Source organism: Paenibacillus sp. 7541 (assembly GCF_002276395.1).
In the GTDB taxonomy this organism is placed as follows: Bacteria; Bacillota; Bacilli; order Paenibacillales; family Paenibacillaceae; genus Paenibacillus_AQ; species Paenibacillus_AQ campinasensis.
The window spans coordinates 38,441-51,387 of sequence record NZ_NQLZ01000032.1 but is presented as its reverse complement, the minus strand read 5'-3'; the positions used below and the strand labels follow the sequence as shown (position 1 = coordinate 51,387).

At 53.1% G+C, this 12,947-nt stretch carries 11 protein-coding genes and 1 riboswitch; of the genes, 9 read left to right on the top strand and 2 right to left on the bottom strand.

Translation table 11 applies throughout. From position 1 onward, the window contains the following. Positions 1 to 12: 12 nt before the first annotated feature. From modB to CHH75_RS19090, 3 genes are all read left to right on the top strand, one after another. Complete coding sequence (modB, locus tag CHH75_RS19100; RefSeq protein WP_095266421.1) at positions 13 to 666, top strand: molybdate ABC transporter permease subunit; 654 nt, start codon at positions 13 to 15, stop codon at positions 664 to 666. 27 nt (positions 667 to 693) lie between these two features. Further along, entirely contained in the window at positions 694 to 1,581 is an 888-nt protein-coding gene (locus tag CHH75_RS19095) for an ROK family protein (protein ID WP_095266341.1), read from the top strand. Positions 1,582 to 1,789: 208 nt separating this feature from the next. Next, complete coding sequence (locus CHH75_RS19090) at positions 1,790 to 2,821, top strand: HRDC domain-containing protein (RefSeq protein ID WP_095398937.1); 1,032 nt, start codon at positions 1,790 to 1,792, stop codon at positions 2,819 to 2,821. Positions 2,822 to 2,921: 100 nt separating this feature from the next. On the opposite strand, the gene corA is transcribed toward CHH75_RS19090, so the two are convergent. Both corA and CHH75_RS25375 read right to left on the bottom strand, forming a co-directional pair. Beyond that, positions 2,922 to 3,857 (bottom strand): magnesium/cobalt transporter CorA, encoded by a 936-nt coding sequence (corA, locus tag CHH75_RS19085; RefSeq protein ID WP_095266343.1) that lies wholly within the window; start codon positions 3,855 to 3,857, stop codon positions 2,922 to 2,924. A gap of 107 nt (positions 3,858 to 3,964) precedes the next feature. Continuing rightward, a complete protein-coding gene (locus CHH75_RS25375; RefSeq protein WP_255223075.1) occupies positions 3,965 to 4,093 on the bottom strand; it encodes a hypothetical protein in 129 nt (42 codons plus the stop codon). Positions 4,094 to 4,294: 201 nt separating this feature from the next. Further along, a riboswitch (SAM riboswitch) is annotated at positions 4,295 to 4,426 on the top strand. Between the two features lie 132 nt (positions 4,427 to 4,558). Here CHH75_RS25375 and metA point away from each other — a divergent pair. From metA to thrS, 6 genes are all read left to right on the top strand, one after another. Then, positions 4,559 to 5,476 (top strand): homoserine O-acetyltransferase MetA, encoded by a 918-nt coding sequence (gene metA / locus CHH75_RS19080; RefSeq protein WP_095398936.1) that lies wholly within the window; start codon positions 4,559 to 4,561, stop codon positions 5,474 to 5,476. Between the two features lie 27 nt (positions 5,477 to 5,503). Further along, positions 5,504 to 6,688, top strand: a complete 1,185-nt coding sequence (locus CHH75_RS19075) for a PLP-dependent transferase (RefSeq protein ID WP_095398935.1) — start codon at positions 5,504 to 5,506, stop codon at positions 6,686 to 6,688. Beyond that, the gene (locus tag CHH75_RS19070; protein WP_095398934.1) at positions 6,685 to 7,854 is read left to right on the top strand and encodes an aminotransferase class V-fold PLP-dependent enzyme; all 1,170 of its coding nucleotides are present in this window, start codon (positions 6,685 to 6,687) and stop codon (positions 7,852 to 7,854) included. Before CHH75_RS19075 ends, CHH75_RS19070 begins: the two co-directional genes overlap by 4 nt. 266 nt (positions 7,855 to 8,120) lie before the next feature. Beyond that, complete coding sequence (gene mqnC / locus CHH75_RS19065; protein ID WP_095266347.1) at positions 8,121 to 9,254, top strand: cyclic dehypoxanthinyl futalosine synthase; 1,134 nt, start codon at positions 8,121 to 8,123, stop codon at positions 9,252 to 9,254. Between the two features lie 274 nt (positions 9,255 to 9,528). Beyond that, entirely contained in the window at positions 9,529 to 10,431 is a 903-nt protein-coding gene (locus CHH75_RS19060; RefSeq protein WP_095266348.1) for a putative sporulation protein YtxC, read from the top strand. Positions 10,432 to 10,830: 399 nt separating this feature from the next. Further along, on the top strand, positions 10,831 to 12,768 hold the full coding sequence (gene thrS / locus CHH75_RS19055; protein ID WP_095266349.1) for a threonine--tRNA ligase: 1,938 nt from the start codon (positions 10,831 to 10,833) through the stop codon (positions 12,766 to 12,768). The last annotated feature ends 179 nt before the right edge of the window (positions 12,769 to 12,947 follow it).

The window sequence follows — 12,947 nt, the reverse complement described above, 5'->3', positions numbered from 1 at the left end:
GAATTATTCTGGATGCCGGTATGGCTTTCGTTAAAAACGTCATTGCTGTCCAGCATCCTGGCCTTTATACTCGGAACTGCGGCAGCCAGATGGATGTCTCGCCGCATGTTTCCGGGAAAGGCGATGGTGGAGACCTTTCTCATTCTGCCGCTTGTTCTGCCGCCGACCGTGATCGGTTTTATCCTCCTGGTCGTGCTGGGAAGGAACAGCTGGGTTGGCAGACTGGCGGAGTGGCTGTTCGCACAGCCGATTATATTCAGCTGGGGCGCTGCGGTCATCGCCGCGGTGGTCGTATCTTTTCCGCTTGTGTATCAGAGCATGCGGGCCGGCTTTGACTCGGTTGATCGCGAGCTGGAGGATTCCGCCCGGTCGCAAGGAGCGGGGGAGTGGCAAGTGCTTCGCTGGATTACACTGCCGCTCGTAAGCCGATCAGCGATGGCGGCATACATCCTTGCGTTTGCAAGAGGATTGGGTGAATTCGGAGCGACCTGGATGGTAGCCGGTAATATTCCCGGCAAAACCCAGACGCTGCCGACTGCGATATATGTTGCCGTCAGCAACGGGGATCACAGGCTAGCGTGGACCTGGACGGCGGTCATTATATTGTTTTCCTGGCTGCTTCTGGCAGCTGCAGGTTCGGGACGACGAGAGCGCACCGGCCGGTGAACATGATGAAATGAGGGATGAACGAGCATGAGTATACTGGGAGCAATTGAAGCGGGTGGAACGAAATTTGTGTGCGGAATCGGTAATGAGGACGGCACTGTCGTGGAGCGTGTAAGCTTTCCAACGACGACACCGGAAGAAACGATGGGCCGGGTGTTTGAGTTTTTCGCGGATAAGAATGTGTCTGCTATTGGCGTCGGTTCCTTCGGACCGATTGATCCGGTAAAAGGAAGTCCTACATATGGAAGCATTACAACCACACCGAAGCCTCATTGGAGCAACTTCAACATTGTGAATGCGTTGAAGGAGCGCTTTCCGGTACCGATCGGTTTCGATACTGACGTGAACGGGGCAGCGCTGGGCGAATATACATGGGGGGCTGCCCAAGGGCTGGACAGCTGCCTGTATATTACGATTGGCACAGGTGTGGGTGCAGGAGCCGTTGTCTCCGGCGAATTGATCCACGGCTTGTCACATCCGGAAATGGGCCATATTTACGTGCGCCGTCATCCGGAAGACACCTATGAAGGAACTTGCCCGTATCATGGGGACTGTCTGGAGGGGCTGGCCGCAGGTCCGTCGCTTGGCAAACGCTGGGGAGTTGCCGGCGCCGAGCTTACGCCGGATCATCCGGCATGGGAGATGGAGGCTTATTATCTGGCCCAAGCACTGATGAATTATGTGCTCATTCTATCCCCGCAGCGCATCGTGATGGGTGGAGGCGTGATGAAGCAGGAGCAGCTGTTCCCGATGATTCGCAAGAAGCTTCAGGAGCTGCTTGCGGGCTATGTTCAGCATCCAAGCCTTGGGGATCAGATTGACGAGTTCATCGTTCCTCCGGGCCTTGGCGACAATGCGGGGCTGTGCGGGGCGCTGGCCTTGGCGAAGCTGGCTTTGGCTGAAGAGGCGAACTAAGCGGAAGAAGTTCGTTACCACCTTACAGCCATGGTCATGGACAGTTAGAGAAAGCTGTGCGATAAAGGCTTGATTACATTACAGAATATGGTATTATAACTGTAACAGTATAACGGAACGGATAAGGAAGCACCTTTCCAGCCGCGAGTAGCGGCGGAGGGGTGCTTTTTGTCGTTGTACTGAAATGCGTAGCGGGAGGAGTCGTAACATGCAGATTGTGTTTATGAATCAAATGTCGAGAACAGACCAGGAGGGCCTGGCGCAATTCGCACAGGTCTGGATTGGGGAGGAGGAAGGCGTGTGGCGCCTTGGTTGGCGGGATATGGAGCTTGACGGCGAGGCAGTGGATGAGGAATGGTATGAAGGCAGTTCGTGGAATGAAATGCTGTACGTTTATCGTCACCGGCTGGCAGTCAAGCTTGGAGATGGCTACAGACCTATGATTGAAGGCGTGTTTCATGAGCCGCAGGAAGTGGCAGGCAAGCAGCAGACGGCCCAGAAGCTGCAGTGCTACAGCGAGCTGTACGGTAACGAGGAGCTGTACACCGAGCTGTGTGCCTGGCGGCGCAAGAAGGCGGCTTCGGGAAGAAAGGCCCCTTATTTCGTCGCGAGCAATCGTGTGTTGAGACTAATCAGCGCCTTCATTCCGCAGACGGAGGAGGAGCTGCTTCAGCTGCCGGGCATTGGTGCCAGCAAGGCATCAGAGCATGGTGCAGAGTGGCTGGAGCTGACGTCCAAGGTGGCGCGCTCGACCGCGTTTCCGCTTGACTGGGTCTATGATGCGCTAAGGGAGGAAGAATATGTAGCCTGGCTGTACAAGCAGAAGGAGGCCAAGTACAAGCAGGAATTGGAGCGATTTCGCACGCGCAGGGTCATGCTGTCCGGCATAGCCGAAGGGGCGTCTCTCATGCAGCTGAAAGAGCGGACCGCCATGTCCCGGCGTGAGCTGCTGGAGCAGCTGGAAGAGCTGGAGAAGGACGGGTATGATACCGATGCCTTGATTCAGCTGGAGCTGAATGCGGTGCCGGAGGAGGAGCAGAAGTCAATTTGGAAAGCCTTCGAGGAGCTGGGCGACACGTTCCTGAAGCCTGTCCTGCAGCGGGTATATGGTCAGGAGGCGGATGGGACAAGCACGACAGAACAGCTGTACGAACGCCTCCGTCTGATCCGGATCCGTTACCGCCGGAGCACAGGGGGGGCGGACAGTCGAAATTCGGACAGACGAAGAAATGTCGGTTAGACGTGAGGAAAGCCTCAGGCTGCTGTGACAAGCGATGAATAAACCTAAAAAACGCTGTCTCTCATCAGCTACTCTAGCTTGTGAGACAGCGTTTTTCATTTCAGATCCAATCCTTTTTACGGAAAAGATAGAACATTAGGAGACCCGCAGATACCATAATCCCGATGACAACATAATAGGAATATTTCCATTCTAGCTCAGGCATATACTCGAAGTTCATTCCGTATATGCCGGTGATCAGCGTAAGCGGGATGAAGATGGTTGTAATCGCCGTAAAGACACGCATGATTTCGTTCGCGCGGTTGGCGATACTGGACTGGTAGGCTTCCCGAAGGTTGCCCATCAGATCCCGATACGTCTCGAACGTCTCGGAAATTTTGACGGCGTTCTCGTAGATGTCGCTGAAGTACTTTTGCAGCTGATCATCGATGAGCCGAAGATCCTTTTTATTCAGGGTGTTGATCACTTCCTTCTGAGGACCGAGCACCTTCTTCAGCCACAGAATCTCACTGCGAAGACCGATAATCTCATGCAGATGGGCTTTCTTGGTATGCATCAGAATATCTTCTTCCAGCTTCTCGATCCGCGCCTCGATTCGGTCCCCGACGGAGAAGTAGTTGTCGGTCACAAGGTCGATCAGCAGATACAGGAAGCGGTCCGGCGTGCTGACCTCCTCTTCCCATAGAAGAGGTTTCAGTGTGCGAAGTTCGTGGATTTTTTGCTTCGTTACCGTAATGATAAAATGCCGTCCAAGAAAGATGTTAAGCGCCCGTAGAAAGATTTCCTCATCATCAAAGCGAATGCTGTTCACTACAATAAAGTAATGATCTTCATAAATTTCAATCTTCGGCCGCTGTTCCTCTTCGCTCAAGCAGTCCTCGACCGCGAGGTCGTGGAGGGAAAATAGCGGCTGCAGTTCCTCCAGATCGTCCACATCGGCATCCAGCCAATAAAAGCCGCTTTCCGGGGCCGTCAGGGTGGCTCTGATGTCTTCGACAGGTGTAAAAACACCCGCATCAACCAACCGGATTTTCATCTGATATCACTCCATTTCCATTCGTGAAAATTGGCGCATAAAAGCACAAGATATCAGCTTGCCGGGGAAGAACGGGCGAAGAGTTAGGTTTCTCTCATTAAAGCCTTCTATATAAGCGCATGAAAAATAACGCCGCCCTCCGCCGGTGAGCTGATCTTGGTCCTATGCGGTTGTGCTTCCTGGTTATCCAGCTTCTGGCTCGGGTCACCGTCCATCTTCCATGTCACCTCTTTCATCAATGTTGTTGCAGCACTTGTCTAGTATAACGCCGGGTGTACGACCTTTCAAGATGAAATATAGGCCGGATAGGACGCTGTTGTACAGGGTATGGAAACCGCGAGGAATATGTGACGATAAAGCTAAAGGTTCTTGACGAAAAAAAATTATTGATTTAAAGTAAATCTAACAACAGTCTTGTGACAATCGAATACAGCGAAATCTTATCAAGAGCAGGTGGAGGGACTAGCCCTATGAAACCCGGCAACCGGCGGCAACATCGCACGGTGCTAATTCTTGCAGGATGCATGGTTTGCGTTTTTGAAAAACGCAGGCATTCTGACAGATGAGAGAGGCGCATAGTTAATACGTATATGATGACCTTTCTCTTCGGAGAAAGGTTTTCTTGCGTTTCAAGGTACTTATCGCTCTTTCTCTTGAAAGCATGAATCGATTCGTCATTTAATTTGAAGGAGTGAGTTCACATGCCGATTAAAATTCCAGATGCGCTGCCAGCTAAAGAAGTGTTGGCTGGAGAAAATATTTTTGTGATGGATGAAAGCCAGGCCTTCCATCAGGACATCCGTCCGCTGCGAATTGCTATCCTGAATCTGATGCCTACCAAGGAAACGACCGAGACGCAGCTGCTTCGGTTAATTGGTAACTCGCCGCTGCAGGTCGATGTGGTGCTGCTCCATCCGAGCTCCCACACTTCCAAAAACACGTCGGCTGAGCATCTCTCCACGTTTTACAAAACGTTCGAGCAGGTCAAAAATCGCCGTTTTGACGGCATGATCATTACTGGCGCTCCGGTGGAGCAGCTGGAGTTCGAGCAGGTGAACTACTGGAATGAGCTGACGGAAATATTTGAGTGGACCAAGACGAATGTGACGTCTACCCTGCACATATGCTGGGCCTCCCAAGCCGGCTTGTATTATCATTATGGAGTTCCGAAATACAGCCTGCCGAAGAAATGCTTTGGCGTATTCGAGCATTCGGTTAACGAGCCCTGTACGAAGCTGCTCCGGGGATTTGATGAGATGTTCCTCGTTCCGCACTCCCGTCATACCGAGGTTCGCCGCGAGGACATTGCCCAGCATGAGGATCTTGTCATTCTGTCGGAATCGGAGGAGGCCGGCGTATATCTGGTAGCTTCCAAGGATGGCAAGCAAATATTTGCTACCGGTCATTCCGAATATGATCCAGACTCGCTGAAATGGGAATATGATCGCGATGTGGCAAAAGGGATGGAGATTGATCTGCCCGTTAATTATTATCCAAACAACGACCCGTCCAGGCAACCACGGTCCGTATGGCGGGCACATGCCAACCTGTTATTCTCGAATTGGTTGAACTATTATGTGTACCAAGAGACACCGTATGATATCGGCCCGCAAATCTAGCGCGCACACCCGAGGAGGAGCAATGATATGGATAAAAAACCGTTGAATATCGAAAGCCGGCTAGCCCAGATCGGTTCGGTTCAGGAGCCGGTAACCGGCGCGATCAATTTCCCGATCTATCAGGCAACGGCCTTCCGCCACCCCAAGCTTGGCCAAAGCACCGGGTTTGATTACATCCGCACGAAAAGCCCGACGAGACAAGTGCTGGAGGATGCCTGCGCGGAGCTGGAATCCGGGGATGCCGGATTCGCTTGCAGCTCGGGCATGGCAGCGCTGCAAACCGTATTTGCCCTGTTTGGCCAGGGGGATCATCTGATTGTATCCCTGGATTTGTACGGCGGCACTTATCGGCTGCTGGAGCGGATTATGTCCAAGTTCGGGGTAACGGCAACCTATGTGGATACGAACGATCTGGATGCGCTGGAGCAATCGCGGCAGCCAAATACAAAGGCGGTATTCATCGAGACGCCGACCAACCCGCTTATGATGATTACCGATATTGAAGCGGTTTGCACATGGGCAAGTCGTCACCAGCTGTTGACAATCGTGGACAACACGCTGCTCACGCCTTATTTTCAAAGGCCGATTGAGCTTGGAGCCGATATCGTCGTACATAGCGCGACCAAATATCTGGGCGGGCACAACGATGTGCTGGCAGGCCTGATTGTAACGAAGGGCAAGGAATTGTCCGAGGAGATGGCCTTTCTTCATAATTCGATCGGAGCGGTGCTGAGCCCGTCCGACTCCTATCAGTTAATGAGAGGGATGAAGACGCTGGCCCTCCGAATGGAGCGCCATCAGTCGAATGCGACGGCGGTTGCGACCTTCCTGCAGGGACATCCGGCTGTGGAGGAAGTATTCTATCCGGGTCTGCCGGAACATCCGGGCTACGATATTCAGAGCCGCCAGTCCAGCGGCAATACCGGAATTTTCTCCTTCAAGGTGAAGGATGCCCGCTATGTAGAACCGGTGCTGCGGCATATTCGCCTGATTGCCTTCGCAGAAAGCCTGGGCGGGGTCGAATCGCTCATGACCTATCCGGCCGTACAGACGCATGCGGATATTCCGGTTGAGATTCGGGAAGCGGTTGGTGTAGATGACCGTCTGCTCCGTTTCTCAGTCGGCATCGAATTCGCCGAGGACCTGATTGCTGATCTGGATCAAGCGCTGAACGCAGCGATGGCCGAGGTGGAAGGAGGCGAGCTGCGATGAGTTCGGACCGACATTCAACCGATCCGTTGAAGTTTGAAACGAAGCTGCTTCATTTCGGAGGCGAGATCGACCGCACGACCGGAGCGTCAAGCGTCCCGATCTATCAGGCGTCAACCTTTCATCACGAAGACGTCAATCATCCGCCGGTTCATGATTACAGCCGTTCCGGCAATCCGACCCGGCAAGCGCTGGAAGACTACATTGCGCTGCTGGAAGGCGGCGTGCGCGGGTTCGCGTATTCCTCCGGCATGGCTGCCATATCCAGCAGCTTCATGCTGCTGTCCGCCGGCGATCATATGATTGTCACCGAGGATGTATATGGCGGCACTTACCGGTTGTTGACCACCATCCTGAACCGCATGGGCATCGAGAGCACGTTCGTCGACATGACCGATCTGGAGCAGGTCAAGGCAGCAATCAGGCCAAATACCAAAGCTGTATATATGGAGACACCATCCAATCCAACATTAAAAATAACGGATATCAGCGGCGTGACGAGCTGGGCCAAGGAACACGGCCTGCTGACGCTGCTGGACAATACGTTCATGACCCCATACTATCAGCGTCCAATTGAACTGGGTGTCGATATTGTCATTCATAGTGCAACCAAGTTTCTCGGGGGCCACAGCGACGTGCTGGCCGGTCTTGCTGTCGCCAGAACGGAAGAGCTTGCGGCGGAGCTGAAGAAGCTGCAGAACGGGCTCGGGACGGTGCTCGGCGTTCAGGATTCATGGCTGCTTATGCGGGGCATGAAGACGCTCGGGGCGCGAATGGCCCACAGTGAGCAGAGCGCAGCCAAGCTTGCAGCCTGGCTTCAGGGGCGCAGCGATATCGGGCGGGTCTATTATCCGGGCCTGCTGCATCATCCGGGGCGCGAGATTCATGAGAAGCAGTCGACCGGATATGGAGCGGTCGTCTCGTTTGATGTAGGTTCCGGAGAACGGGCGAAGCAGGTGCTGAACCGCGTCAGGTTGCCGCTTGTAGCTGTCAGTCTTGGGGCTGTGGAGAGCATTCTGTCTTATCCGGCGATGATGTCCCATGCGGCCATGGGTGCAGAGGTGCGTCAGGAGAGAGGCATTACGGACGGTCTGCTGCGCTTCTCTGTCGGGCTTGAGGACGTGGATGATTTGATTATGGATCTCAGCGAGGCGCTTAACGGCGCTTGAGCAGATAAACCTGGCAGCGAATGAAGGCAAGTACCCCGGGCAAGAGCGATCGGAAGTCCCCTCATTCCCCGTAGCGGCATCTTTGCTGGAAGTCAAGCACTTATATCTGATATGAGCCTTATATATCTTCTTAAATGTTATGAATTCATGAACAACGGCATCCCGTTTCATTCGGTATGTCGTTTTTGAACCGGGAATGTGGTAGGATGGTGAAGACAAGAGTTTACTTGCCACTGCGAATTTGCTGCAGATAGGAGGCTATCAATATGGGTACGATCGATCGTATCTTGGATAAAGCATTGCGGGGAGAACGCCTTAACCTGGAGGACACCGTAACGCTGTTTGAAAGCGATCAAGTGGAGAAAATAGGCCATGCCGCGAACATCATGACCAAGCGTTTGCATCCTGACCCGATTACAACCTTTGTAATTGGACGGAATATAAACTATACGAATGTGTGCGACGTATACTGCCGCTTTTGCGCATTCTATCGCAGACCTGGCTCTTCTGAGGGCTATGTTCTTCCGGATGAGACCATTTTCCAGAAAATCCAGGAAACCCAGGATGTGAACGGGACGGAAATACTGATGCAGGGCGGCACGAACCCGGATCTGCCATTCAGCTATTACACCGACCTGCTTCGGAACATCAAGAAGCGTTTCCCGAACATTACGATGCATTCCTTCTCGCCTGCCGAGATCATGAAGATGGTGGAGGTATCCGGCTTGCCGCTGGAAGAAGTGGTGCGCGAGCTGCGGGATGCGGGACTGGATTCGCTGCCTGGCGGCGGAGCTGAAATTCTGGACGACCGAATCCGGAAAAAAGTCAGCCGTCTCAAGGGTTCCTGGCGCCAGTGGATGGACGTGATGCAGACCGCCCACAAGCTCGGCATGAACACGACAGCGACGATGGTTATCGGCCTGGGCGAGACGATGGAGGAGCGCGCACTCCACCTTCTGCGCATCCGCGACGCGCAGGATGAATGCATTCAGAACGGATGGGATTCCAAAGGCTTCCTCGCCTTTATACCATTCACGTTCCAGCCGGACAACACCAATTTGAAGCGGGAGCGGGAGACGCCGGAGGCTTATCTGAAGACGGTGGCCATCGGCCGGCTTGCCATTGACAATGTGCCGAATCTTCAATCGTCCTGGGTGACGATGGGGCCGGACATTGGCAAGCTGTCGCTAAGCTACGGTTGTAATGACTTCGGCAGCACGATGATGGAGGAGAACGTTGTATCCTCCGCAGGTGCGGTATACAAGGTCAACATCGAGTCCATTCTTCGTCTGATTCGTGAAGCGGGACATATTCCGGCTCAGCGGAATACCCGGTACGAAATTTTGCGTGTGTTTGAGGATAACAGCACCGTCGAGCGCGATTTTGTGATGCAGAACTAATCTGTGTTTATCCATCATCCGAAGTGTGAGTGATCAAGGCTTCCTTGGTCACTCACACTTTTTCTGTGGGAACAGTTTCCGCCTCGAGTACAACGTCATCGTATAGCGAAGCACCGCCCCGATCGTCTGGCTGAGCCGGAGTGAACGGGGTGTTTTTTATAGTAAGGCTGATGCGTTGCTTCATAAGGACTTGCTTGTTTTTCCAAGCTGATGTTCCGTATATCCCCCTGCCACTCCCCATATACTGAAAAGGGAACTCGAAAGGAGTGATTCCATGGAACTGTTCAGCATCTCAATCGATACACGGTCGGATCATGAGAAGGAGGCATTTCGCCGTATATTGTCAGACAAGCAGAAGGAGCTACATAAGCGATGCAAGCAGCTGAAATTTGCTTTCAGCGCTGCAGAAGCCCGGGTCACTTGGACTTGCTCCGGCAAGCTGCCGCTGTCGACCTGGACGCTGTCTGCGGAGGAGCTGCGACGGCTTATCTCCGAGGCGGTTACTGCTTACATTATGGAGGAGAGGGAGCAGGAGCTTGCTGCACGGCTACTGTACTCGGAGTTCGAGTTTGACGATGAAGAGGAGGCAGAACGAATTCTGCAATGCTATTTCCAGCTGCTGTCCAATGAAGGGGAGGCTGCCCAATATTGGCAAAGCCGCAGACGGAAGCTGGTTGAAGGCATTGACCAGTGTCTGCTTGAGGGGCCTGAGCTCAATTTGAACGGCTTCCTGACGTTTCGCCTCCACACTTATGAGCAAGAGCTGCGCGACTTGGCGGAGTACGCCGTTGATGAGTTTATCCTGGATCAGCAGTATGAGGAGTTTGTGAGTCTGCTGAAGTATTTTGTTTATTTTCAGGAGCCCAAAATGCCGATCGTCCACGTCATCCACAAGGGCGAAGAAGATTTCCTGCTGCTGGATGGCAACTTGAGGCCGATCGAGCGGCCGCAAGAGGACGGACTCATCATTGAGAGGCTGGATCAGGAAATGGAAATCGAAGATATGATCGTCAGCACACTGATTGCGGTTTCCCCGGCCCGAATGATCATTCACACGCGAAATCCTGATTTGCCGGTCATTATGACATTGGCCCAAATTTTTGACAACCGGGCTCAGATATGCTGCAGCTGTCCGGAATGCAGTGTGTTTCTCGGAAGCGGGCGCATGATGACTTGACGTATTCTGGCCAGCAGGATTATAATATCTCATAAATTCACGTAAAAGCTATGACAAAGACATGAGTCAATCGGCTAGATCCGTTCCAGAGAGAGGGAACCCGGCTGAAATTCCCTTCGGTGCGTCATTGATTTACCCCTTTGTAGCTGTGCGGTCGAAATTATGGGATTCATTTTTCGTAAGAGTAGGCTTCACCGGTTCATGACCGTTATTCAATGCTGATGAAGGATCCTTCGGATCGGCCCTGGCGCGGGCCAGTGTGACCGAGGATCGAATTAGGGTGGAACCACGGGTATAACACTCGTCCCTTTGCGGGACGGGTGTTTTTTGTTATGTCCTGCGAGAATGGAACAGGAAACGTGAAATTAAACCAACGTATGCTTTGAGGAGGAATGTAAGGTGGCTATCAGTATTAAACTGCCAGACGGCTCGGTCCGTGAATATGAGGCAGGCAGCTCGATTGAGGATGTGGCTGCATCCATCAGCAGCGGGCTGAAGAAAAACGCAGTGGCAGGAAAATTAAACGGGGTGCTGGTCGATTTGGCGACGCCGCTTGAGGAAGGTGCCCTCGTAGAAATCGTAACCCAGGATTCGGCTGAAGGGCTTGAAGTGATCCGCCACAGTACAGCTCACTTGCTGGCACAGGCAACGAAGCGCTTGTATGGCGCCAAGGAAGTGAAGCTGGGAGTCGGACCGGTCATCGAGGACGGCTTCTACTATGATATGGATCTTGAAGAGCCGCTGAATCCGGAGGATCTGCAGAAGATTGAGAAGGAAATGGAGCGCATCGTAGGCGAGAACTTGCCAATCGTGCGCAAGGAAGTGAGCCGTGCGGAAGCGCTGCGGATTTTTGGCGAACTGGGGGATCCGTACAAGCTTGAGCTGATCCATGATCTGCCGGAGGACAGTGTCATTACGATTTACGAGCAAGGGGAGTTTTTTGACCTCTGCCGTGGACCGCATGTGCCATCAACCGGAAAAATCAAAGTGTTCAAGCTGATGAATGTGGCCGGAGCTTATTGGCGTGGGGATAGCAAGAACAAAATGCTCCAGCGTGTATACGGGACCGCGTTTGTGAAGAAAGCGCAGCTCGATGAGCATCTGCATCTGCTGGAGGAAGCGAAGAAGCGCGATCACCGCAAGCTGGGCAAGGAACTGCAAATGTTCACGTTCTCCCAGCTCGTAGGACAAGGTCTGCCGATCTGGCTTCCGAACGGGGCGAAGCTCCGCCGCACCCTTGAGCGTTATATCGTGGATCTGGAGGAGCGTCTTGGCTACCAGCACGTGTATACCCCTGTGCTTGGCAACGTGGATCTCTACAAAACATCGGGTCACTGGGATCATTACCAGGAGGATATGTTCCCGGTCATGTCGATGGACAATGAAGATCTCGTGCTTCGTCCGATGAACTGTCCGCACCATATGATGGTGTACAAGAGCGACATGCGGAGCTACCGCGATCTGCCGATCCGGATTGCAGAGCTTGGCATGATGCATCGCTATGAGATGTCCGGCGCATTGACAGGACTTCACCGGGTTCGGGCGATGACGCTGAACGACTCCCACATTTTCTGCCGTCCGGATCAGATCAAGGAAGAGTTTGCACGGGTTATCCAGTTGATTATGACCGTGTACAAGGATTTTGGCATTCAGGACTACCGTTTCCGCCTATCCTACAGAGATCCGCAGGATACCGAGAAATACTTCCCGAACGATGAGATGTGGGAAATGTCCCAGCGCATGCTGCGCGAGGTTGTAGAGGAGCTGGATATGCCGTTCTTCGAGGCGGAAGGCGAGGCTGCTTTCTACGGACCGAAGCTCGATGTGCAGATCAAGACGGCACTTGGCAAAGAAGAGACGCTGTCTACTGTACAGCTCGACTTCCTGCTGCCAGAACGCTTTGAGCTTGAATATGTCGGAGATGATGGTCAGAAGCATCGTCCGGTCGTCATCCATCGCGGCATCCTCGGCACCATGGAGCGATTTGCCGCGTTCTTGCTGGAGAATTTTGCAGGCGCTCTGCCGCTTTGGCTTGCTCCGGTGCAGGTGAAGGTGATTCCGGTGTCTACCGCATTTGAGGATTATGCCAAGGAAGTAGCGGAGAAGCTGCAACTGGCAGGCATCTCGGTTGAGCCGGATCTCCGTAATGAGAAGCTCGGCTATAAGATTCGCGAAGCGCAGCTGGAGAAAATTCCGTATATGTTCATCGTTGGCGAGAATGAGAAGAACGCTGGCGCTGTATCCGTCCGCAAGCGCGGGGAAGGGGATATTGGCGCTCAGCCGCTGGATGATATCATCGCCAAGCTGCGTGAGGAAATCCAGACGCACGCTGTGTAATCCTATGCAAGCGAGAGCTTTCTGTTGTACGGGAACTGTAGACCGCTGCAGATGGTTGCCCCATTACTAGCTCGATCATAGGGTAACATTTCAACCCCTGTCATGTATAAACCGTTGAAGTTGCGGGAACCCTCGCTAGTAAGGGGGAGGTATTCGCAATGAACAAACGAAAAACATGG

Bases quoted from the DNA above. Each gene is read 5' to 3' on its own strand.
- modB (WP_095266421.1), top strand. From the start codon at position 13: ATGCCGGTATGGCTTTCGTTAAAAACGTCATTGCTGTCCAGCATCCTG.
- CHH75_RS19095 (WP_095266341.1), top strand. From the start codon at position 694: ATGAGTATACTGGGAGCAATTGAAGCGGGTGGAACGAAATTTGTGTGC.
- CHH75_RS19090 (WP_095398937.1), top strand. From the start codon at position 1,790: ATGCAGATTGTGTTTATGAATCAAATGTCGAGAACAGACCAGGAGGGC.
- corA (WP_095266343.1), bottom strand. From the start codon at position 3,857: ATGAAAATCCGGTTGGTTGATGCGGGTGTTTTTACACCTGTCGAAGAC.
- CHH75_RS25375 (WP_255223075.1), bottom strand. From the start codon at position 4,093: ATGAAAGAGGTGACATGGAAGATGGACGGTGACCCGAGCCAGAAGCTG.
- metA (WP_095398936.1), top strand. From the start codon at position 4,559: ATGCCGATTAAAATTCCAGATGCGCTGCCAGCTAAAGAAGTGTTGGCT.
- CHH75_RS19075 (WP_095398935.1), top strand. From the start codon at position 5,504: ATGGATAAAAAACCGTTGAATATCGAAAGCCGGCTAGCCCAGATCGGT.
- CHH75_RS19070 (WP_095398934.1), top strand. From the start codon at position 6,685: ATGAGTTCGGACCGACATTCAACCGATCCGTTGAAGTTTGAAACGAAG.
- mqnC (WP_095266347.1), top strand. From the start codon at position 8,121: ATGGGTACGATCGATCGTATCTTGGATAAAGCATTGCGGGGAGAACGC.
- CHH75_RS19060 (WP_095266348.1), top strand. From the start codon at position 9,529: ATGGAACTGTTCAGCATCTCAATCGATACACGGTCGGATCATGAGAAG.